Raw genomic sequence first — 18795 nt, 5'->3', positions numbered from 1 at the left:
CTCGCGCAGTAGTGAACCGGCTCCTCCTTGCGCAGCCGGTCGAAGAAGGGCCACATGGTATTGGTGTGGAACAGCGCCGACTGCGCGACGTCATACTGCTCCAGTGGAATCGAATAGGGATCCTTGCCATACATGCTGCGGGGATCCTGCGCCGCCTGCTCCACGACCCGCTCAGCCACCTTGTCTACGCCTGTGCTCATCGTCGTTCTCCTCTATTGCTATGGTTATGTCGGTAACGAAACGTACTTCGGTGCGAAAATCACGCTGCGATGGATCGCTTCGACTGCTCGCCCCATCGCGGTGCTTGCCATTCTCGACTTTTTGCGCTAGCAGGGCAAGCAGCGGCCGGCGATGCTCACTCTTCGTGCGCCAGTTCCCAGACCAGATGGGCGTCGATCAGCAGTCCATAGTGGCTGTTGAGTGCCGCCGTCCGCGCCTGCAGCGCGCCTTGTCGTGCCGAAATCGCCTGACGGCGCGCCAGCAGCAGGGTCTGCAGATCGGTTTCACCCAGCGTGTAGGCACGCTCCACCAGCGCGGCATTCTGCTGCATTGCCGCTGCACCCTCACGGGCGGTCTGCCAACTGCGATAGGCGCCCTGGGCGGTGATGACGGCGCTGGCGATCTCGCTTTCGAGTTGACGCCGCTTCAGCTCGACCCGTTGCCGCGACACCTCGACCATGGCGTACGCCTGGGCATCGCGCAGCGCGCGTGATCCACCCGGAATCGGCAGGCTGAGGCTGACGCCGGCGATGCGTTCATGGCCACTCGCCTCGGAGGCGGTGAAGGCGCCGAGGGTCGGGTCGGGCAGCCGCTCGCTCCGGGCCCGGGCTGCGCGGGCCTCGTCACCCTGCAGCGCGGCCTCGGTCAGTTTCAGGGCGTCGCTCTGTTCGAGAATGCGGCGTTGCCAGAGCGCGACCGTCCCTTCGACCGGTATCGGCTCGGCCATTGGCAGCGGCTGTCGGGGAGTGGCCGGAAAGCGGGTGGAGAGCCGTGCCCAGCTCGCGGCGGCCTGGGTCTGGGCATCGTTGCTGAACACCTGCTGCGTCGCCAGCTCCGCCTGGGCCAGGCTCAGGTCGAGTTGGGCGGCGTCGCCGGCGGTGACCCGTTTGTGCACCGCTGCCTGCGCGCGCTCGACTGCGAGCAGGGCGTCAGCGGCCAGTTCACGGGTCTGCTCGGCCGCCAGCCACTCCAGCCACAGCGTCATCAGTTCACGGGCGGTTTCGTGCAGCAGCTCGCCACGGCGGGCCTGGGCAGCCTCGACAGTGGCGGCACCCAGACCGCGGTCAGCCGCGGCCTTGCCCGGCAGGCGCAGTGTCCGCTCCAGCGCCAGATGCCATTCGTCATGGGTCGGACCGCGGTCGAGGTTGCGCTGCTGACCGGTGGTGCGCAGGCTCCACTCATGGGGCGAGCGTTCGAGAATGCCAGCCTCGTGCAGCGCGACCTGCAGATCGGCCTGTGCTGCCGCCACGCCAGGATCCTGGTCGAGCAGCGGCCGCGCCAGTTCGGTGGGCAGCAGCCCGGTCATTGGCGGTGGTGCGAGTTCGGCGGCAATCATCGGTGCGATCAGGGTCAGCACCATGCCCAGCAGTGGCGCCTTCATGCGATCTCTCCGGTTTCGGTGACGGCGGTCAGCCAGTAGCGCAATCCGCTGCCGGCAAACTGTTGATGCAGGGTGTCGAGCAGCATGCGCTTGTCGGCATCGCTCAGCAGCACGGTGATGGCGATGGCCCGTGCCCGCCCCATCACCTGTTCGGATTGATCCAGCACATCGACGGTGAGTCCATGGGCGGCCATCGGCGTGCTGGTGAACAGCAGGTTCTGCGGCCAGGTCAGCAGCAGATCGAGCAGTGCTTCGGCAATCTGCGGAGGACAGAGCAGGGTCAGACAGAGTTCAGACATCGGACACCTCCGGTTTCGGCAGTGCGAAGCGCAGATAGAGGATCGGCAGCAGCATCAGCGTCAGCGCGGTGGCCGTGATCAGGCCGCCGATCACCACGATCGCCAGTGGCCGCTGGATCTCCGAACCGGGCCCGGTCGAGAACAGCAGCGGGATCAGTCCGAAGGCGGTGATCAGCGCCGTCATCAGCACCGGCCGCAGACGGCGTCTGGCGCCCTGCACCACCACCTCGGCCAGTGGCAGTCCCTCACCATGCAGCTGGTTGAAATGGCTGACCAGCACCACCCCGTTGAGCACGGCGATGCCCAGCAGCGCGATGAAGCCGACCGAGGCCGGCACCGACAGATACTCGCCGGTCAGCCAGAGCGCGACGATGCCACCCACCAGTGCGAACGGGATGTTGCTGAGAATCAGCAACGCCTGCCGCACCGAGCCGAAGGTGGAGAACAGCAGCACGAAGATCAGTGCCAGCGCCACTGGCACCACCACCGTCAGCCGGGCGGCCGCCCGCTGCTGGTTCTCGAACTGTCCGCCCCAGGTGATGCGGTAGCCACTCGGCAGCGCCACCTTCTGCGCAATCAATGCCTTGGCTTCTTCGACGAAGCTGACCAGATCGCGGCCGCTGACATTGGCGATCACCACGCTGTAACGGCTGCCCATCTCACGGTCGATCTTGACCGGCCCTGCAGCACGCTCCAGCCGGGCGACACTGGCAAGCGGCACGGTCGCGCCCTCGGCGGTGGTGATGCGCAGCGCGGCGAATTCGGCCGGCGACAGCCGCACCGCCTCGGCGCCACGCAGCACGATCGGTGTGCGCTGGTTGCCCTCGATCACGACGCCGGCACGTGCTCCTTCGATCTGGATGCGCAATGCATCCTGGATCTCCTCGACCGTGAGCCCAAGCCGCCCGGCCTGCAGGCGGTCGATCACCACCCGCAGGTACTGCACGCCATCATTCTGTACCGTGTAGACATCCTGGTTGCCGGGGATGCGCTTCAGCAGCGTTTCGATCTGTCCGGCATGGTCATTCAGTCTGGCCAGATCAGGCCCGAAGATCTTCACCGCCAGGTCGCCGCGCACGCCGATCACCATCTCCGACACCCGCATCTCGATCGGCTGGGTGAAGCTGTACTCGATGCCCGGCAGTGGGTCGAGCACCTTGCGCACCGCCTCCATCAATGCCGCCTTGTCCGGCAGATTCCACTCATCTCGCGGCTTCAGCAGCAAATAGGTGTCGGTCTGGTTCAGCCCCATCGGGTCGAGACCGATCTCGTCGGCGCCGGCACGCGCGACGATGCCGGTCACCTCGGGAATGGCCTGCATGATCGCCTGCTGGATCTTCAGGTCGAGCGCGACGCTCTGCTCCAGGCTGATCGACGGCAGCTTCTCGATGCCGACGATCAGGTCGCCCTCATCCAGCGTCGGCATGAAGCTCTTGCCGATCTGGGTATAGACCAGCGCCGCCAGCAGCAGCATCAGCAGCGCCACGGCCGCCACCAGCGGTTGTCGTCGCATGCCCCAGGCCAGAGCCGGCTCGTAGAGTGTCAACAGCTTGCGCGGCAGCCAGGGCTCTTCATGCCGCGCTTCACCGAGCAGGTAGGAGGCGAGCACCGGAATCACCGTCAGTGACAGCAGCAGCGAGGCGAGCAGCGCGAAGACGATGGTGAGCGCCACCGGTGTGAACAGTTTTCCTTCGAGCCCCTGCAATGTCAGCAGTGGCAGGAACACCGTGACGATGATCAGGATGCCGGAGGTGACCGGCACCACCACCTCGCGCACTGCCCGGTAGATGATGTGCAGCCGCGGCAACCTGCCGCCACTGGGGTCGGTGGCCAGCCGCTGCACGATGTTCTCGACCACCACCACCGCCGCGTCGACCAGCATGCCAATGGCGATCGCCAGACCGCCCAGGCTCATCAGGTTGGCCGACATGCCGAAATTGCGCATCAGGATGAAGGTGATCAGCGCCGCCAGCGGCAGCACCAGCGCCACTGTCAGCGCGGCGCGCAGGTCACCGAGGAACAGCACCAGCAGCACGACCACCAGCAGCGTTGCCTCGATCAGGGCCGAGGAGACCGTGCCCACCGCCTGGGTCACCAGTGCGGCGCGGTCGTAGAAGGTGTCGATCCGCACGCCCGGCGGCAGGCTGGGCTGCAACTCGGCGATCTTCTGCCGCACCCCTTCGACCACCTGCTGCGCGTTGGCGCCACGCAACCCCAGCACCAGCCCCTGAACCGCCTCACCCTGACCGCTGCGGGTCACCGCGCCATAACGGGTCATGGTGCCGATTCTCACCTCGGCCAGTGCGCCGAGAGGCACCGGCACCCCGGCCTTGCGGGCCACCACGATGCTGCGCAGATCCTCCAGCGTGGTGACGCTGCCCTCGCTGCGCACCAGCAGCACCTCTTCGCCCTCACCCAGCCGACCGGCACCGTCGTTGCGGTTGTTGGCCTGGATCGTCTCCTTCAGCTGACCGAGGGTCACCCCGCTGGCGGCCAGCTTGAGCGGATCGGGCACCACCTCGAAGGCACGGACCACCCCACCCAGTGCATTCACCTCGGCCACCCCCGGTACCGTGCGCAGCGCCGGGCGGATCACCCAGTCGAGCAGACTGCGCCGCTCGGTCAGCGACAGCCCCTCGCCCTCGACGGTGAACATGAACATCTCACCGAGCGGCGTGGTCACCGGTGCCATGCCGCCGGTGATTCCCGGGGGCAGACTCTCACCCAACCCCGCCAGCCGCTCGTTCACCTGTTGCCGCGCCCAGTAGATGTCGGTGCCATCCTCGAAGTCGATGGTCACATCGACCAGCCCATACTTGGTGACCGAACGCAGGATCTTGCTGTGGGGGATGCCGAGCATCTCCACCTCGATCGGCACGGCGATGCGGCTCTCGACCTCCTCCGGCGTCATGCCGGGCGCCTTCATGATCACCTTCACCTGGGTGCTGGAGACATCGGGAAAGGCATCGATCGGCAACCCGCGAAAGGCCATCCAGCCGAGGGCGGCGACCAGCAGTGTCGCCAGCAGGATGAACAGCCGCTGTGACAGCGAAAAACGGATCAGTGGCGCCAGCATCACTCACCTCCCCGGGCATCGAGCCAGGCACCCTTGAGCGCGACCACACCGCTGACGGCGATCTGTTCGCCGCTCTGCAGCAGGCCCTGCACCCGCACCTGCTGCCCGCCGCTGGCCAGAATCCGCACCGGCCGGGCCTCGAAACCCTCGGCGGTGCGCACGAACAGGCAGGCCTGATCGCCGTCGCGGGCGATGGCCGCCAGTGGCACCTCCCAACTCCCTTCGCCCTCGGCGACCGCCAGTTCGACAGCGACGAACTCGCCCGGCCGCAGTTGCTCACCACCGCGCTCGACCACGGCGTGCCAGACGAAGGTCTGGCTGTCGGCGGCCAGGATGGTTCCAGCCCGCAACAGACGGGCGGTCACCGCCTTGCCGGCCACTGTCAGCGCAGTGCCCGGCTGCCAGCGGTCGCCTTCGCTCACCGGCATCCGGATCGCCAGCCACAACGGGTCGGGCTGTGTCAGTTGCAGCAGCGCATCGGCCGCTTCGACCTGCTGTCCCGGCTGCACCTCGATCTGGCTCACCCTGCCCGCCGTGGGTGCGGTCAGCGTCAGGTTCTGCTGTGGTTTTGCGGCGCTGAGCAGCTGCTCGACCAGCGCCATTGGCAGGCCGGTTGCCTGCAACGCCATCCGCGCCTGGCCCAGCACTGCCTCGCTCTCGGCCAGTGCCGTCTGCGCCTCCTGCAACCGCCGCTGCGGGATGATGCCTTCAGCGAACAGCGCCTGCTCGCGTTGCAGGCTCTGCCGGGCCAGTCTGGCGCGGGCATCGGCCTGCAGCAGCGCTGACTGCAATGCGCCCCACTGCTCACCAGCCAGCCGCAGCAGTGGATCTCCGGCACGCACGGCTTGGTCTGGCTGCACCAGCAACTCGGTGACCATTCCTGCCAGTGGCGCGCTGATCCGCCGCGCAGCCTGTGGCGGCAGCGTCACCTCGGCCGCAAAGCGGGCCGTCACCGCGCCGCTCGATGGCGACAGCGGCTGGGTCTGGATGCCGAGTGCCTGCACCTGGCTGTCGGCGATGGTCAGGCGGATCGGTGGCTCGGCCGCATCGGCCGTGGCAAAAGAGAGACAGATGGCCAGCGCCACCCAGCGGCGCAATGGCAGCGCACCAGCGATTCTGTTGTTCATCAGAGACCTCGAATGGCTTCAGGGATCGCAACGAAGCACCGTCGACCCATTCAACCGGGTCGACGGTCCTCGGCAAGATCGACTCCGCGCGGGCGGAATCAGCTCTGGAGGAGGCCTCGCGGTGGGCGGAACGGCGACTCGGCCACTCTGGGTGGCAGCGAAAGCGGGCGAGGCGGTGAAGGGATGATGTCGGCATGGAGCGGTGCCGGCATCGGCACCGACGCATCGAGCACGGGTTCGAAATGGCTCAGTGCATGGAGCAGCCGATGCTCCAGATCACTCAATGGCTGCGGTTTCGCCGGGTCATCCGCTTTCGGCGCAAGCTGGTGCGCATGTTCGCCAGAGAGCCCGAACAGATGGCGCTCATGGTCGAGCTGATGCAGCAGCGCCCTGGAACCAGGGCTGTAGGCGCCCAGGCTCACCACCACGAAGCTGAGCAGCAGCAGGGGGATGATCGTTCGCTGGAGGCTGCGCATTGATTGGCTTGCGGGGTTTCGTCGATAGAGAGGGAATGAACCTGAACGCTCCCGGGCAAGGGGTGCGAGTACCATTTTCGGCCGGTCGCCAGTGCGGGGTCAAGCACGCTGCTGCGCCCTGCTTCGAACTGTCATATCGTCTCGAACTGGATGAGATGTCCACTCACCGTTTTCAAGGAGTCGATGTGATGAAAAGAGCACTGTTGTTGCTGCCCACACTGCTGACGGCCGCGGCCATGCCCCGGCCGCCCACACCATCGCATCACTGGATCTGATCGGCATCGGGGTGCTGAACGGCAGCAGCGGCCGCTCCGGCCTGACCGGCACGTTGGAAAACGGCCTCTGCGAATCGATATTCGGCCGCACCGCCAACAAGGGCATGGAAGGGCTCGCCATCACCCCGATGCAAGACGCTGGTCGGCTACCCGCCACAGCAACTGACTGCATGCCGGTACCGGGCGCGGTCTGGCTGCTGGATTCCGGGCTGGCGGGTTTCAACCGCCGGCAGCGTGGCTGAGCGATCTCTGTGAGGATGCGTGCATGGGTCCCGTCCCATCAACAAAATCAAAAAGCCCGGCAGAAGGCTCTGCCGGGCTTTTTGATTGATGTGCTTTGCGCTGCTCAGCTTTTCATGCGGCGGCGACGCGCAGCGGCCAAACCAGCCAGGCCCACGCCGACCAGCGCCAAGGAGGCGGGTTCAGGCACAGGATTGGGGTTTGGCGGAGGTGGAGGCGGCGAAATCCCGGGGGCAAAGGTCGATCCGCCAAAAGTGAAGTAGCTGTCGGCACTGCTACCCCCACCCAGCATCACCAGGAAGGGACTGCTGCCGACCAGGTCGAACAGGCCAAGTGGCAGGTCTATGATGCCGCGGCTGAATGGTGTGCCTGCGATGGCCGAGAATCCTGCGGTGTTCACCGCCACACCATCCAGCAGCAGACTGCCCAGGTCAGCTGTCGACGCCACCACCGATGCATAGTTCAGGTTGAACGCCTGGCTGCCCGATGGGGTTGAGAGTCGATACTCCTTCAGCCAGGTATCAGAACCCGGCACCAGCGCCATGGCGGGGTCGGTCTGCTGGCCCTGGCCACCCTTCAGATACTGGGCGACCATCACCGGCGCCGAGGCATCGACGGAGGCGCCGCTGTTTGCCGCCAGCGAAAACTCATGGAAGTCACCGACATTGGCGAGAGTCGCGACAACCACGCCATCCACCTTGACCTCGGTATTGCTGGCACTGGCGATCACGCGCACCAAATCACTCTGCGTCGCGGCGAGCGTGGCGCCTTGGGAAGCAGTGAGCAGATAGTTTTTCGACAGGCTGTTGGTCGGGATCATCTGTTCGAGCAGGTTATCGCAAAAAGCGGTACCCACCGGTACCTGCGCGCACGAGTGCCCCCCGAAGACGGCAACCGGCTTGTCGGCGCTGACCAGGGAGCCAGTGAGATTTGCGCTGCCTCCTGCGTGCTTGTAAGTTTCACCCGCATTGAGCACGACATTGATCGCCGCACCGCCTTTCGGTGTAAAGGTGACTGCCGTGTTGTCCTGGGTCGCATGAATCATGACTTGGCTGCCTTCGCCAAAGCCACCGCCCTGGCTCGACACCAGATAGTTGTTGCCCAGTGCATTGCTGTCAAAGAGGTAGGTCATGTCCGTGGTGGCGGGTGCGCGGTTGACAAAGTAACCGGCGATCGGATTGGGCGAAACCACCTGGAATCCACTGGTCTTGATCCCGGTGCCACTCTGCTGGTGGCTGTTTGGAATCGAAAGGTTAAAAAAACCATCCACGCCCAGTGCGACATTCTGGCTGAAGCCGTCCAGGTTGGAGACCGTCGCCGTCTGTCCGGATTGGCCGAACAGGAATACGGAGGCATTCGGTGGATTATAATTTTGGTTGAAATCGAAGTACAGTACGCCGGCTTCTGCAGCCAAGCTGCCCATGCCTAAAATAGCCACCATGGCCGCCAGTGGGCGTTTCAGCAGTCTGCCCTGTTTGTCTTTCGGTATCATGTTATCTGCCTCACTGATTGGTTGTGATCTGCGCTGAGCTCGTTGCTAAACTGGCAGGTTGCGCGGCATTCGTTTCGGGCAGCCTGTTCTCACTCTTTTCAGCAGGAAAGAACAATGTTGCGCCTACAATCAAAAAAGCATTTTATATGCCAATCAATCATGTTCGGATTAATTGAATTTATATCAATAAGTTAGCGTAAAACAATTTCTCTTTCCAAGTCGCCATGATTCAATTGTGTAAAATATGTTGACACTCTATGCAGGCGGGGATCGTCCTGCATCCTGCTACTCCAGATTCTGCACCTGCTCGCGCATCTGCTCCACCAGCACCTTGATCTCGACCACCGCACGGGTGATCGGCGCGGCGGTCGATTTGGCGCCCAGGGTGTTGGCCTCGCGGTTGAGCTCCTGCATGATGAAGTCGAGCCGGCGGCCGATGGCGCCCCCCTGGCGCAGCACCTCGCGGGTTTCATGCAGGTGCAGGGTCAGCCGGTCGAGCTCTTCGGCGACGTCGGACTTCTGCGCCAGCAGCAGCAGCTCCTGCTCCAGCCGCTGCGGATCGAACTGTTCACTCACTTCACGCAATCGGTTGAGCAGCCGGGCGCGCTGCTGCGCGGCGGCCTCCGGCAGATGGTGCTGGACCACGGCGACCTGCTGCCCGATGGCGTCGAGCCGCTGGCGCAGCAGTTGGCTCAAGCTGCTGCCTTCGCGGTCACGCTGGTCGCCCAGTTGCCGCAGTGTGTTTTCGAACAGCGCCAGCGCGGCGGCAGTCAACTCCTGCTGCTCGACCTGCTGCCGGCAGATGACGCCGGGCCACTGCAGCAGTTGATGCACGCTCAGTGGCGCAGCGGTGGGGAGCCGCTCCAGCAACTGCCGCTGCAAGCCAGCCAACTCTTCGAGCAACAGGCTGTTGAGCGCACTGTGCGCGGCCGTCTCATCGAGCTTGAGCGAGAGGGTGGCGTCGACCTTGCCGCGCGCCAGTTGACCGCGCAGTTGCTGCCGCAGTGGCTGCTCGATCTCCCGCACTGCTTCGGGCAGGCGCAGGCTCAGCTCCAGATAGCGGTGGTTCACCGAGCGCAGTTCCCAGGTGAGGTTGCCCCAGGCGTGGTTCGATTCGCAGCGGGCATAGGCCGTCATGCTGGCAACCATCGGTTCGGCTCCGTCGGGTTGTTGAAAGAGGGTGGGGCCGCGACTCTACGGCAGCCTCCGGTGGGGAACAAGTCCGGGCGGCCTTGGGCTTGCGTTCGGCTATAATGGCCGCCCTTTTCAGCAACGATGGCGGTACACGATGCGTCCCAGTGGTCGACAGCCCGAAGATCTGCGCCCGATCGGCATCACCCGCCACTACACCCGCCATGCCGAAGGGTCGGTGCTGGTGGAGTTCGGCGCCACCCGCGTCATCTGCACCGCCTCGGTCGAGCCGGGTGTGCCCCGGTTTTTGAAGGGCAGCGGACAGGGCTGGATCACCGCCGAGTATGGCATGTTGCCGCGCGCCACCGGCAGCCGCAACGCGCGCGAAGCCGCCCGCGGCAAGCAGGGCGGACGGACGCTGGAGATCCAGCGGCTGATCGGCCGCTCGCTGCGCGCGGCGGTCGATCTGAAGCGGCTTGGCGACTTCACCATCACGCTCGATTGCGATGTGATCGAGGCCGATGGCGGCACCCGCACCGCCTCGGTGACCGGCGCCTGCGTGGCGCTGGTCGATGCATTGCGTCATCTGCAACGCAAGAAGCTGCTGAACAGCGATCCGCTGCGCTTTCTGGTGGCGGCGGTGTCGGTCGGGGTGTGGCGCGACCGGGCGCTGCTCGATCTGGACTACGCCGAGGACTCGACCGCCGAGACCGATCTGAACGTGGTGATGTCGGAGCAGGGCGGACTGATCGACCTGCAGGGCACGGCCGAGGGGGCGCCCTTCGCCCGTGGGCAGCTCGATGCGATGCTGGGTCTGGCCGAGCGCGGCATTGCCCGGTTGATCGAACGGCAGCGGCAGGCGCTGGACGAGTGAGCCGTCGGGCGCCGCCGGCACCCTTCACAGCGGCAGCGCGTACTCGACGATCAGCGGGGCGTGGCTGGAGAAGTTCAGGCCGTAGTCGAACTGCGCGGCGACCAGCTTGCGCCGCAGGGTCGAGGTGATGAGCTGGTAGTCGACCCGCCAGGCATCGCGCAGGTGATCGGGTTTGTCCTGGGGCGGCCACCAGCTGTAGTGGCCGGCTTCGTCATTCAGCTCGCGGAAGGCATCGACGTAGCCAGCGCCATCGAGCAGGTCATCCATCCACTCACCCAGCTCGTCGGACAGGCAGTGGTTGTCCTGGGCCTCGGTCGAGTTGAGCGAGTCGATGTCAAGGTGGGCCACCTGAAAATCGCCGCAGAAGATGAACTCCCGCCGCTTGTTGCGCACCTTGCCCAGATGGTTGAGCAGCTTCTTGCGCATCTGCTGCCGCAACTGCCGATTGTGCTCATCCTGCAGCGTGACCGCCGGCAGGCAGAGCGAGACGATGCTGATCTGGTCATAGTCGACCTGCATGTAGCGCCCTTCGACATCGGCCTCCATCAGGCCGAGCCCGCGCATCACCGCCTTGGGCGGCCGCTTGCAGTAGATGGCGACGCCGCCGTGCTCTTTTTCATAGGCATCGTAAAAGTAACTGAAGTAACCGCCGGGTTGCCGCAACGGCTCGGGCAGTTCATGTTCGTGGCTGAGCGTCTGCTGCAGGCAGACCACATCGGCCTGCTGCGCGACCATCCAGTCAAAGAAACCGCGCTGGGCGGCGTTGTGCAGGCCGTCGAGATTGAAGCTGATTATTTTCATGATGGGTCGCGATCCTTGGAACCGGTATCATACCGGAGCAGCACTGCTCCATTAAACGTTGTGACCTGATCCATGCACGATTATCAACGCGACTTCATCGAATTCGCCCTGGCGCGCTCGGCGCTGAAATTCGGCACCTTCACGCTGAAGTCGGGACGCAGCAGCCCCTACTTCTTCAACATGGGTGAACTCTCGCGCGGCGCCGACCTGGCGCGGCTGGGCCACTTCTATGCCGCGGCCCTGCTGCAGAGCCAGCTCGATTGTGACCTGCTGTTCGGACCGGCCTACAAGGGCATCCCGCTGGCAGTGGCCACCGCCATCGAGCTGGCGCGGCAACATGGCCGCGACCTGCCGGTGGTGTTCAACCGCAAGGAGGCCAAGCAGCATGGCGAAGGGGGACTGCTGGTCGGCGCGCCGCTGCAGGGGCGGGTGGCGATCATCGACGACGTGATCACCGCCGGCACCGCGGCCCGTGAGGTGATCGGGATGATTCGCGCCGCCGGCGCCATCCCGGCCGGCATGGTGGTGGCGCTCGACCGCATGGAGCGCGGCAGCGGACCGCGCTCGGCGATCGAGGAGCTGCGCCAGGATGTCGGCATCGAAGTGGTGAGCATCGTCACGCTGGCAGAGCTGATCCGCTACCTCGAAGAGGCGTCCGGCCTGCGCCATCATCTGCCGCAACTGCTCGCCTACCGTGAGCAGTACGGGGTGGAGACAGGCAAAATCGGCACAATGGGATAGACTTCAAAGCATATCCATCCCTATTCACCCAGGTTCCGGTTGTCGTTGTCCATCAGACTTTCCCTTGTCCCCGCATCGCGCTGCTGCCTGTTCGGCCTGCTGGCGTCGGTTCTCTTCGCCACCGATTTGCCGGCTGCCAACGAGGGCGGCCGGCTGCTCTATCGCTACCGGAACGAGCAGGGGGTGATGGTGCTGAGCGAGCAGATTCCACCCGAACAGGTGGGGCAGGAGTACAGCGTGCTGACGCCGAGTGGCCGGGTGATCAAGGTGGTGCCCAAGACGCTGTCGAAAGAGGAGGCCGAACGTCGTCAGGTGGAGCTGGAGCAGCAGAAACAGCAGCAGGAGTATGACCGCTCGCTGCTCAACCGCTACAGCTCGGTCCGTGACATCGAGGCCGCGCGGCAGCGCAAGGTGACCGAGATCGACGCCCGCCAGGCACTGGAGTCGCACAACCGCACCGCATTGCAGCGTGAGCTGGACCGGCAACTGTCACAGGCGGCCCAGCTCGAGCTGAATGGCCAGCCGGTGTCGCAACTGGCGCGGGACAACATCGACAACATCCGCCTGCAACTGAGTGAGATTGACCGCAAGATCGAGTTCCTGCGCAACGAGAGCCAGCGCGTGCGCAGCGACTTCGACCGCGATATCGCCCGCTTTCAGCAACTCACCCGCAAGAGCGGTGAGGGTGAACATCCCAACCCCGGGACGGATCGGTCGCCCTAGCTCGCACCGACGAAACAGGCTGACTCCAATGCCTGCCACTGCTGCTCCCAGTGGCGGGTCGGCTTCAGTTCAAAACCGCTGCGCACGAAACGGGCGATCTGCCCTTCGGCCTGCGCCAGCAGCAGGGCGGCAGTGGCCCCCTGCGGCAGTGTGGTTTTCAGCCCCTCGTTCAGTTCGGCATCACGCAGCATCCTGCGCAGCTCCGTCTCCAGCCGTTCGAACAGCTGTCGCGTGCGCAGCCGCAGCCGGTGGGTCTCATCCATCAATCCGTCGCCATTGAGCAGCGTGGTGATGCCGGGGTTGCGCTCACAGAACAGCAGCAGCAGGGTCAGCAGCTGCCGGCAGCGGTCGGTGCCGGCCGGAATCTCGTTGTGGATGCGCTGAATGCGGGAGAAGAGGCTCTCTTCGACGAATTCGATCAGCGCCTCGAACATCTTCGCCTTGGAGGGAAAGTGGCGGTAGAGCGCCGCCTCGGAGATTCCCAGCTCGGCGGCCAGCAGTGCGGTGGTGATCCGGTGGCCGGGCCGTGCCTCCAGCATCCTTGCCAGGGTCTCCAGAATCTGCTCGCGGCGCGACTGCCGCTGTTCGCGGGCCTGGCGATCGAGCATGCCGTTCAGCCCGCCACCGGTTGCGCACCGCGGATCAGGGTGCCGATGCCCTGGTCGGTCAGCAGCTCCAGCAGCACCGCGTGTGGCAGCCGGCCATCGATGATGTGGGCCGAGCGGACGCCGCCCTTCACCGCATCGAGGGCGCAGCGAATCTTCGGCAACATGCCGCCATGGATGGTGCCATCGGCGATCAGCGCATCGACCTCTGCGGTCGAGAGTCCGGTCAGCACCTTGCCATCACGGTCGGTCAGCCCGCTGACATTGGTCAGCAGAATCAGCTTTTCGGCCTGCAACGCCTCGGCGATCCGGCCGGCCACCAGATCGGCGTTGATGTTGTAGGCGGTGCCATCGTCACCCACCCCGATCGGCGCGACCACCGGAATGAAGTGGCTGTTGACCAGCATGTCGATCAGCGCGGTGTTGACCTCGGCCACCTCGCCGACCTGGCCCAGATCGACCGGTTCGGCGCTGCCCTGGCGGGTGGCGTGCAGCTTGCGCGCCCGCAGCAGCTGGCCATCCTTGCCGGTGAGTCCGATCGCCCGACCGCCACAGCGGTTGATGGTGTTGACCACCTCCTTGTTGACGCTGCCGCCCAGCACCATCTCCACCACCTCCATGGTGCGGCTGTCGGTCACCCGCATGCCGTCGATGAAGCGTGATTCGATGCCGAGCTGATCGAGCAGCCGGTTGATCTGCGGGCCGCCGCCATGCACCACCACCGGGTTCATGCCGACCAGTTTCATCAGCACGATGTCGCGGGCGAAGCCCTGCATCAGCGGGTCATCGGTCATCGCATTGCCACCGTACTTGACCACCATGGTCTTGCCGGAGAAGCGTTGGATGTAGGGCAGCGCCTCGGTCAATACCTGGGCGACACTGTGGGCAGATTCAGCAGTGATGGACATGGCAATGGTCTTGGAAGTTGAGGGTCGGGCGTGGTCAGAAACCGGGGTCGAGTCGGGGGGCGAGCTGTTGCAACTGGGCGCGGAACAGCGCCATGATCCGTTGCAGGCTGCTGTTGTCCTGCGCCTCGAAGCGCAGCGTCAGCGCCGGGGTGGTGTTGGAGGCGCGCACCAGCCCCCAGCCATCCGGATAGTCGACCCGTATGCCATCGAGGGTGGTGACGATGCCATCCTCGAACTGCCCTTCACTGATCAGACGATCGATCAGCGCGAACTTCTCCGACTCGCCCACTTCGATCAGCAGCTCCGGGGTGGTCACGCTGGCCGGCAGCAGCGACAGCAGATGGTCGAGATCCTCCAGCTCACCGCTCAGCAGTTCGATCAGCCGGGCAGCGGCGTAGAGGCCATCATCGAAGCCATACCAGCGGTCATGGAAGAAGAGGTGGCCGCTCAGCTCGCCGCCCAGCACCGCGCCGGTTTCGCGCATCTTCGCCTTCATCAGCGAATGGCCGCTCTTCCACATCACCGGCCGGCCGCCGGCCTCGCTGATCACGCGGTTGAGGTGGCGGCTCGACTTGATGTCGAACAGCACATCGGCGCCGGGATTGCGCACCAGCACCTCGCGGGCGAACAGCATCAGCAACTGGTCGGCGGGGACCACCTTGCCGCTGCCGGTCACGGCGATCAACCGGTCGCCATCGCCGTCGAAGGCGAGCCCCAGCGGAATTCGCTCACGCTGCACGGTCTCGATCAGCGCCTGAAGATTCCTGGGCTGACTGGGGTCGGGCAGGTGGTTGGGGAAGCGGCCATCCACCTCGCAGAACAGCGGCGTCACCTCGCAGCCGAGCGCCGCCAGCAGCCGGGGCGCGTAGCGGCCGGCGATGCCGTTGCCGCAATCGACCGCCACCGGCAGCGGATCGGAGAGCAGCGCGATGTCCTCGACGATCCGCTCGAAGTAGCTGTCGCTGATGTCGAGCTGTGAGACGCTGCCGGCCCCGCTCATCAGGTCGCCTTCGATGATGCGCTGGTGCAGCGCGGTGATGTCGGCGCCATGCAGCGCCTGGCGCTCCATCACCACCTTGAGGCCGTTGTAGTGGGGCGGATTGTGGCTGCCGGTCACCATCACGCCGGTGCCGCTGTCGAGCAGATGGGTGGCGAAGTAGAGCATCGGCGTCGTCACCTCGCCGATGTCGAGCACCTCTCTTCCGGCGGCGAGCAGCCCCTGGATCAGCGCCGCGCTCAGTTCTGGACTGCTGAGCCGTCCGTCACGGCCGACGATCACCTTCTCCTCGCCGCGCATGTAGGCTTCACTGCCGATCGCCTGACCGATCAGGCGCACATCGTCGGCCGAGAGGTTTTCGCCCACCTTGCCGCGGATGTCGTAGGCGCGAAAGATCTCCGCTGCCGGTGCGGCCAGCAGCGGTGTGGTGGCGGGTCTGGCGGGCGGCGTTGCCGGATGACGCGATGCAGCGGGTCTCGCCCTGACTGCAGCGGTTTTGTCACCGTTGTCGAGCAGACCGACCTGCAGCGCGGCGCTGGAGAGCAGCGTCTCGTCCGCTGGTACTGCGACCGCCGTGGCTGGTTCGGACGTGACCGATTGCCGGGGCGGTTCGGCGCTGGCCGGTTGTGTGCGCTGCTGTTCGGCAAACAGCCGGCTCATCACGGTGGCCAGCGTGGTGAACAGCGGCAGACTGAAGCGGGGCGTGGCCGCGGCATGGCTGGCGAAACGCTCCATCAGCAGCCGCTCGAAGGTGGTGGCATCGCCGACGAGCTGGCGGCCGCGCAGCCAGTCGATCAGCAGGGTGCCCAGCAGCAGCAGCAGCGCCACGCCGGCCATCACTTCATGGAGCAGCCAGCGCAGCGCAGCGGAAGCGACGCTGGCCGGAGTGCCGGAAAAATCGAGCTGCCACAAGGGGTTGCTGGTGGGGAGGGTGAGCCGCTCACCGCCGGCATCGTTGCCCTGCTCCAGCAGCTTCTGCTCGGTGACACCGGGAATGCGCTGGCGCAGCACCACCTTGCCCAGATCGGCATCGATGCGGCTGAGCGCCTGGTTCAGCAACCGTGGATCCTGGCTGACCACCACAGTGCCCAAGCGTTGCCGGGTGGCGGGATCGACCACCGCCTCGACCAGATGCAACTGCGGCCGCTGCGGTTGCGGATGCAGCTGCGGGGCCACGGCTTCGCCCGCTTCACTGCGGTGGATCATCTCCAGCAGCGCGAAGCCGATCGCCGCCTGTGGCTGATGTTGATTCTGCTCGAGGGCCTGCCCCAGCGGCACCACGATGACGCGCTCGCACAGCGGCAGCAGTTGGCAGCCTTGCCCGCTCAACTGCTCCAGCATCGCTGCATCATTTGCCTGCAGCGCACTGATCAATTGCGGTTGCTGGGCCAGTTGCTGTGCGGATTGCTGCAGGCCATGCAGCGTCTGATTGATCGCCTGCTGATAACGCCCGGCCACCTGCTCGCTGACCAGCCGCCCCTGCTGTCGGGCAATCGGCTCAATCAGCCAGTGATCGAGCAGCAGGGCGGCGCCGACCACTGCCAGCAGTTGCCACAGCAGCAGGCCCCAGCGCCAGCCACCGCCACCCGGCGTGATGCGGGTGGCGGTCTGCCCGGCCGCCGCCTCGCCGGAGGGCTGCGCGGGTGCCGTTGCGCTTCGCCGTAACTTCATGCTGGATACCCTGAGGAGAAGATCACTGCTGTCCGGTGTGACCAAAACCACCCTCGGACCGGGCCGTGGGTGGGAATTCGCTGACCAGCTCCCACTGCGTCTGCACCACTGGCACGATCACCAGTTGCGCGATCCGCTCGCCGGGGCTGATCACAAAGGGCTGCGCCGAGCGGTTCCAGCAGGAGATCAGCAGCTCCCCCTGATAGTCGGAGTCGATCAGCCCGGTGAGGTTGCCGAGCACGATGCCATGTCGGTGGCCGAGGCCGGAGCGCGGCAGGATCAGCGCGGCCAGCTGCGGATCGGCCAGATGGATCGCCAACCCTGTGGGAATCAGCTCGCTGGCACCGGGCAGCAGCGTCAGCGGCGCATCGAGCAGGGCACGCAGATCCATGCCGGCCGAACCGCTGGTGGCGTGTGCCGGCAGCGGAATCTCGCTGCCGAGGCGTGGGTCGAGCACCCTGATCTGTACCGGTTTCACTGTGGACGTGTCTGATAGAGCCGGTGGATGTGGCCGATCAATTCATGGGCGAGCCGCCCCTTGGCAAGGCAGGGCAACTCCAGTTCTCCCGCTGCCGAGACCAGCGTCACCTGATTCTGGTCGCTGTTGAAGCCGATGCGGCTGTCGGAGACATCGTTGGCGATCACCAGATCGAGCTTCTTGTCGATCAGTTTAGCCCGTGCATGGGCCAGCAGCTGCTCGGTCTCGGCGGCAAAGCCGACCGTGAAGGGTCGTGGCGTCTGGCGGGCGACCGTGGCGACGATGTCGGGGTTGCGCACCAGCGTCAGGGTCAGACTCTCCTCACCCTGGCGCTTCTTGATCTTTTGCATGGCCGCCTGCTGCGGCCGGTAGTCCGCCACCGCGGCGGTGGCGATGAACAGCGCGCAGCCGTCGAGCTCGGCCAGCGTGGCATCGAGCATCTGGCAGGCGGTGGTGACATCGACATGGCGCACCCCTTCCGGGGTCGCCAGCATGGTCGGGCCGCTGATCAGCACCACCTCGGCACCGGCCTCGGCGGCGGCGCTGGCCAGCGCATAGCCCATCTTGCCCGAGCTGTGGTTGCTGATGTAACGCACCGGGTCGATCGCCTCGCGGGTCGGCCCGGCCGTCACCACCACCTTCAGGCCGGTCAGCAGGCCACTTTCAAACGACTCCGCCGCCGACCGCAGCAGCTCATCCACTTCGATCATGCGGCCCGGACCGCTCTCGCCGCAGGCCTGCTCCCCTTCGGCCGGTCCCCAGATGGCGACGTTGCGACCACGCAACAGGGCGATGTTGTGCTGGGTTGATGCCGCCTGCCACATCGCCTGGTTCATGGCGGGCGCCACCGCAATGGGGGCCCGGGTGGCCAGACAGAGTGTGGCCAGCAGGTCATCACCCTGACCCTGCGCCAGTCGCGCCAGAAAATCGGCCGACGCCGGCGCGATCAGCACCAGATCGGCCCAGCGTGCCAGCTCGATGTGGCCCATCGCCGCTTCGGCCGCCGGGTCGAGCAGGTCGGTGTGAACCGGATGGCCCGAGAGCGCCTGCAGCGTGAGCGGGGTGATGAATTCACGGGCGGCCGCGGTCATCACCACCCGCACCTGCGCGCCAGCCTTCTTCAATCCGCGGGTCAGTTCGGCGCTCTTGTAGGCGGCGATGCCACCGGTGATGCCGAGCAGGATCTGCTTGCCGCGCAGCCGTTGCATGTATGTTCCCTGACTCTCGCTGAAGATGGGTGACCGCTTCGCCAACCGCAAAACGCGGCGGTAAGATACCACC

General features: G+C 65.5%; 18 protein-coding genes. 4 read left to right on the top strand and 14 right to left on the bottom strand.

All coding sequences use genetic code 11. The features are described 5' to 3' along the window. The 6 genes from H7A13_06750 to H7A13_06725 all read right to left on the bottom strand — a co-directional run. A partial coding sequence (locus tag H7A13_06750; GenBank protein ID MCP5333042.1) for a hypothetical protein occupies positions 1-200 on the bottom strand: 200 nt, incomplete at its 3' end. A gap of 155 nt (positions 201-355) precedes the next feature. Beyond that, complete coding sequence (locus H7A13_06745) at positions 356-1525, bottom strand: TolC family protein (GenBank protein ID MCP5333041.1); 1170 nt, start codon at positions 1523-1525, stop codon at positions 356-358. A gap of 71 nt (positions 1526-1596) precedes the next feature. Further along, the gene (locus H7A13_06740) at positions 1597-1899 is read right to left on the bottom strand and encodes a DUF3240 family protein (protein ID MCP5333040.1); all 303 of its coding nucleotides are present in this window, start codon (positions 1897-1899) and stop codon (positions 1597-1599) included. After that, positions 1892-4975 carry an efflux RND transporter permease subunit gene (locus H7A13_06735; protein MCP5333039.1) on the bottom strand — a complete coding sequence of 1028 codons (3084 nt, stop codon included), beginning with the start codon at positions 4973-4975 and terminating at the stop codon, positions 1892-1894. Before H7A13_06735 ends, H7A13_06740 begins: the two co-directional genes overlap by 8 nt. Then, positions 4975-6102, bottom strand: a complete 1128-nt coding sequence (locus H7A13_06730) for an efflux RND transporter periplasmic adaptor subunit (GenBank protein ID MCP5333038.1) — start codon at positions 6100-6102, stop codon at positions 4975-4977. The genes H7A13_06735 and H7A13_06730 overlap by 1 nt, the downstream gene beginning before the upstream one ends. Before the next feature lie 98 nt (positions 6103-6200). Further along, on the bottom strand, positions 6201-6578 hold the full coding sequence (locus H7A13_06725) for a hypothetical protein (protein MCP5333037.1): 378 nt from the start codon (positions 6576-6578) through the stop codon (positions 6201-6203). A gap of 286 nt (positions 6579-6864) precedes the next feature. Here H7A13_06725 and H7A13_06720 point away from each other — a divergent pair, with 286 nt between their 5' ends. Further along, positions 6865-7095, top strand: coding sequence for a hypothetical protein (locus H7A13_06720; GenBank protein ID MCP5333036.1), 231 nt, complete (start codon positions 6865-6867; stop codon positions 7093-7095). Between the two features lie 104 nt (positions 7096-7199). Here H7A13_06720 and H7A13_06715 read toward each other — a convergent pair whose 3' ends face one another. Continuing rightward, complete coding sequence (locus tag H7A13_06715; protein MCP5333035.1) at positions 7200-8585, bottom strand: IgGFc-binding protein; 1386 nt, start codon at positions 8583-8585, stop codon at positions 7200-7202. Positions 8586-8870: 285 nt separating this feature from the next. Then, positions 8871-9734, bottom strand: a complete 864-nt coding sequence (locus tag H7A13_06710) for a YicC family protein (protein ID MCP5333034.1) — start codon at positions 9732-9734, stop codon at positions 8871-8873. 139 nt (positions 9735-9873) lie between these two features. Between H7A13_06710 and rph the strand changes: the two genes are divergently transcribed. After that, positions 9874-10590, top strand: a complete 717-nt coding sequence (gene rph / locus H7A13_06705) for a ribonuclease PH (GenBank protein ID MCP5333033.1) — start codon at positions 9874-9876, stop codon at positions 10588-10590. A gap of 24 nt (positions 10591-10614) precedes the next feature. On the opposite strand, the gene H7A13_06700 is transcribed toward rph, so the two are convergent. Beyond that, positions 10615-11391 (bottom strand): endonuclease/exonuclease/phosphatase family protein, encoded by a 777-nt coding sequence (locus H7A13_06700; protein MCP5333032.1) that lies wholly within the window; start codon positions 11389-11391, stop codon positions 10615-10617. Positions 11392-11463: 72 nt separating this feature from the next. Here H7A13_06700 and pyrE point away from each other — a divergent pair, with 72 nt between their 5' ends. Beyond that, entirely contained in the window at positions 11464-12132 is a 669-nt protein-coding gene (pyrE, locus tag H7A13_06695; GenBank protein MCP5333031.1) for an orotate phosphoribosyltransferase, read from the top strand. 45 nt (positions 12133-12177) lie between these two features. Next, positions 12178-12855 (top strand): DUF4124 domain-containing protein, encoded by a 678-nt coding sequence (locus H7A13_06690; protein MCP5333030.1) that lies wholly within the window; start codon positions 12178-12180, stop codon positions 12853-12855. Here the strand turns inward: H7A13_06690 and slmA are convergent. From slmA to coaBC, 5 genes are read right to left on the bottom strand one after another with little or no spacing between them, the layout of a single operon-like run. After that, positions 12852-13463 carry a nucleoid occlusion factor SlmA gene (gene slmA, locus H7A13_06685; protein MCP5333029.1) on the bottom strand — a complete coding sequence of 204 codons (612 nt, stop codon included), beginning with the start codon at positions 13461-13463 and terminating at the stop codon, positions 12852-12854. The genes H7A13_06690 and slmA overlap by 4 nt on opposite strands. Before the next feature lie 5 nt (positions 13464-13468). After that, on the bottom strand, positions 13469-14368 hold the full coding sequence (gene argB / locus H7A13_06680) for an acetylglutamate kinase (protein MCP5333028.1): 900 nt from the start codon (positions 14366-14368) through the stop codon (positions 13469-13471). A 34-nt stretch (positions 14369-14402) separates the two neighbouring features. Continuing rightward, entirely contained in the window at positions 14403-17036 is a 2634-nt protein-coding gene (locus tag H7A13_06675) for a phosphomannomutase/phosphoglucomutase (protein MCP5333027.1), read from the bottom strand. Between the two features lie 22 nt (positions 17037-17058). Continuing rightward, entirely contained in the window at positions 17059-17514 is a 456-nt protein-coding gene (gene dut, locus H7A13_06670) for a dUTP diphosphatase (GenBank protein ID MCP5333026.1), read from the bottom strand. After that, a complete protein-coding gene (gene coaBC, locus H7A13_06665) occupies positions 17511-18722 on the bottom strand; it encodes a bifunctional phosphopantothenoylcysteine decarboxylase/phosphopantothenate--cysteine ligase CoaBC (GenBank protein ID MCP5333025.1) in 1212 nt (403 codons plus the stop codon). Before coaBC ends, dut begins: the two co-directional genes overlap by 4 nt. Positions 18723-18795: the final 73 nt, after the last annotated feature.

The sequence above is a fragment of the Pseudomonadales bacterium genome, assembly GCA_024234215.1.
Taxonomy (GTDB): Bacteria; Pseudomonadota; Gammaproteobacteria; order Pseudomonadales; family UBA5862; genus JACKOQ01.
The sequence above is the reverse complement of the archived record's forward strand: the minus strand, read 5'-3'. Positions and strand labels throughout refer to the sequence as shown.

Coding starts and splice junctions, on each gene's coding strand:
- slmA (MCP5333029.1), bottom strand. CDS start 13,463: ATGCTCGATCGCCAGGCCCGCGAACAGCGGCAGTCGCGCCGCGAGCAG.
- H7A13_06740 (MCP5333040.1), bottom strand. CDS start 1,899: ATGTCTGAACTCTGTCTGACCCTGCTCTGTCCTCCGCAGATTGCCGAA.
- H7A13_06730 (MCP5333038.1), bottom strand. CDS start 6,102: ATGAACAACAGAATCGCTGGTGCGCTGCCATTGCGCCGCTGGGTGGCG.
- H7A13_06700 (MCP5333032.1), bottom strand. CDS start 11,391: ATGAAAATAATCAGCTTCAATCTCGACGGCCTGCACAACGCCGCCCAG.
- argB (MCP5333028.1), bottom strand. CDS start 14,368: ATGTCCATCACTGCTGAATCTGCCCACAGTGTCGCCCAGGTATTGACC.
- H7A13_06710 (MCP5333034.1), bottom strand. CDS start 9,734: ATGGTTGCCAGCATGACGGCCTATGCCCGCTGCGAATCGAACCACGCC.
- H7A13_06725 (MCP5333037.1), bottom strand. CDS start 6,578: ATGCGCAGCCTCCAGCGAACGATCATCCCCCTGCTGCTGCTCAGCTTC.
- H7A13_06675 (MCP5333027.1), bottom strand. CDS start 17,036: ATGAAGTTACGGCGAAGCGCAACGGCACCCGCGCAGCCCTCCGGCGAG.
- rph (MCP5333033.1), top strand. CDS start 9,874: ATGCGTCCCAGTGGTCGACAGCCCGAAGATCTGCGCCCGATCGGCATC.
- H7A13_06735 (MCP5333039.1), bottom strand. CDS start 4,975: ATGCTGGCGCCACTGATCCGTTTTTCGCTGTCACAGCGGCTGTTCATC.
- pyrE (MCP5333031.1), top strand. CDS start 11,464: ATGCACGATTATCAACGCGACTTCATCGAATTCGCCCTGGCGCGCTCG.
- H7A13_06745 (MCP5333041.1), bottom strand. CDS start 1,525: ATGACCGGGCTGCTGCCCACCGAACTGGCGCGGCCGCTGCTCGACCAG.
- coaBC (MCP5333025.1), bottom strand. CDS start 18,722: ATGCAACGGCTGCGCGGCAAGCAGATCCTGCTCGGCATCACCGGTGGC.
- H7A13_06715 (MCP5333035.1), bottom strand. CDS start 8,585: ATGATACCGAAAGACAAACAGGGCAGACTGCTGAAACGCCCACTGGCG.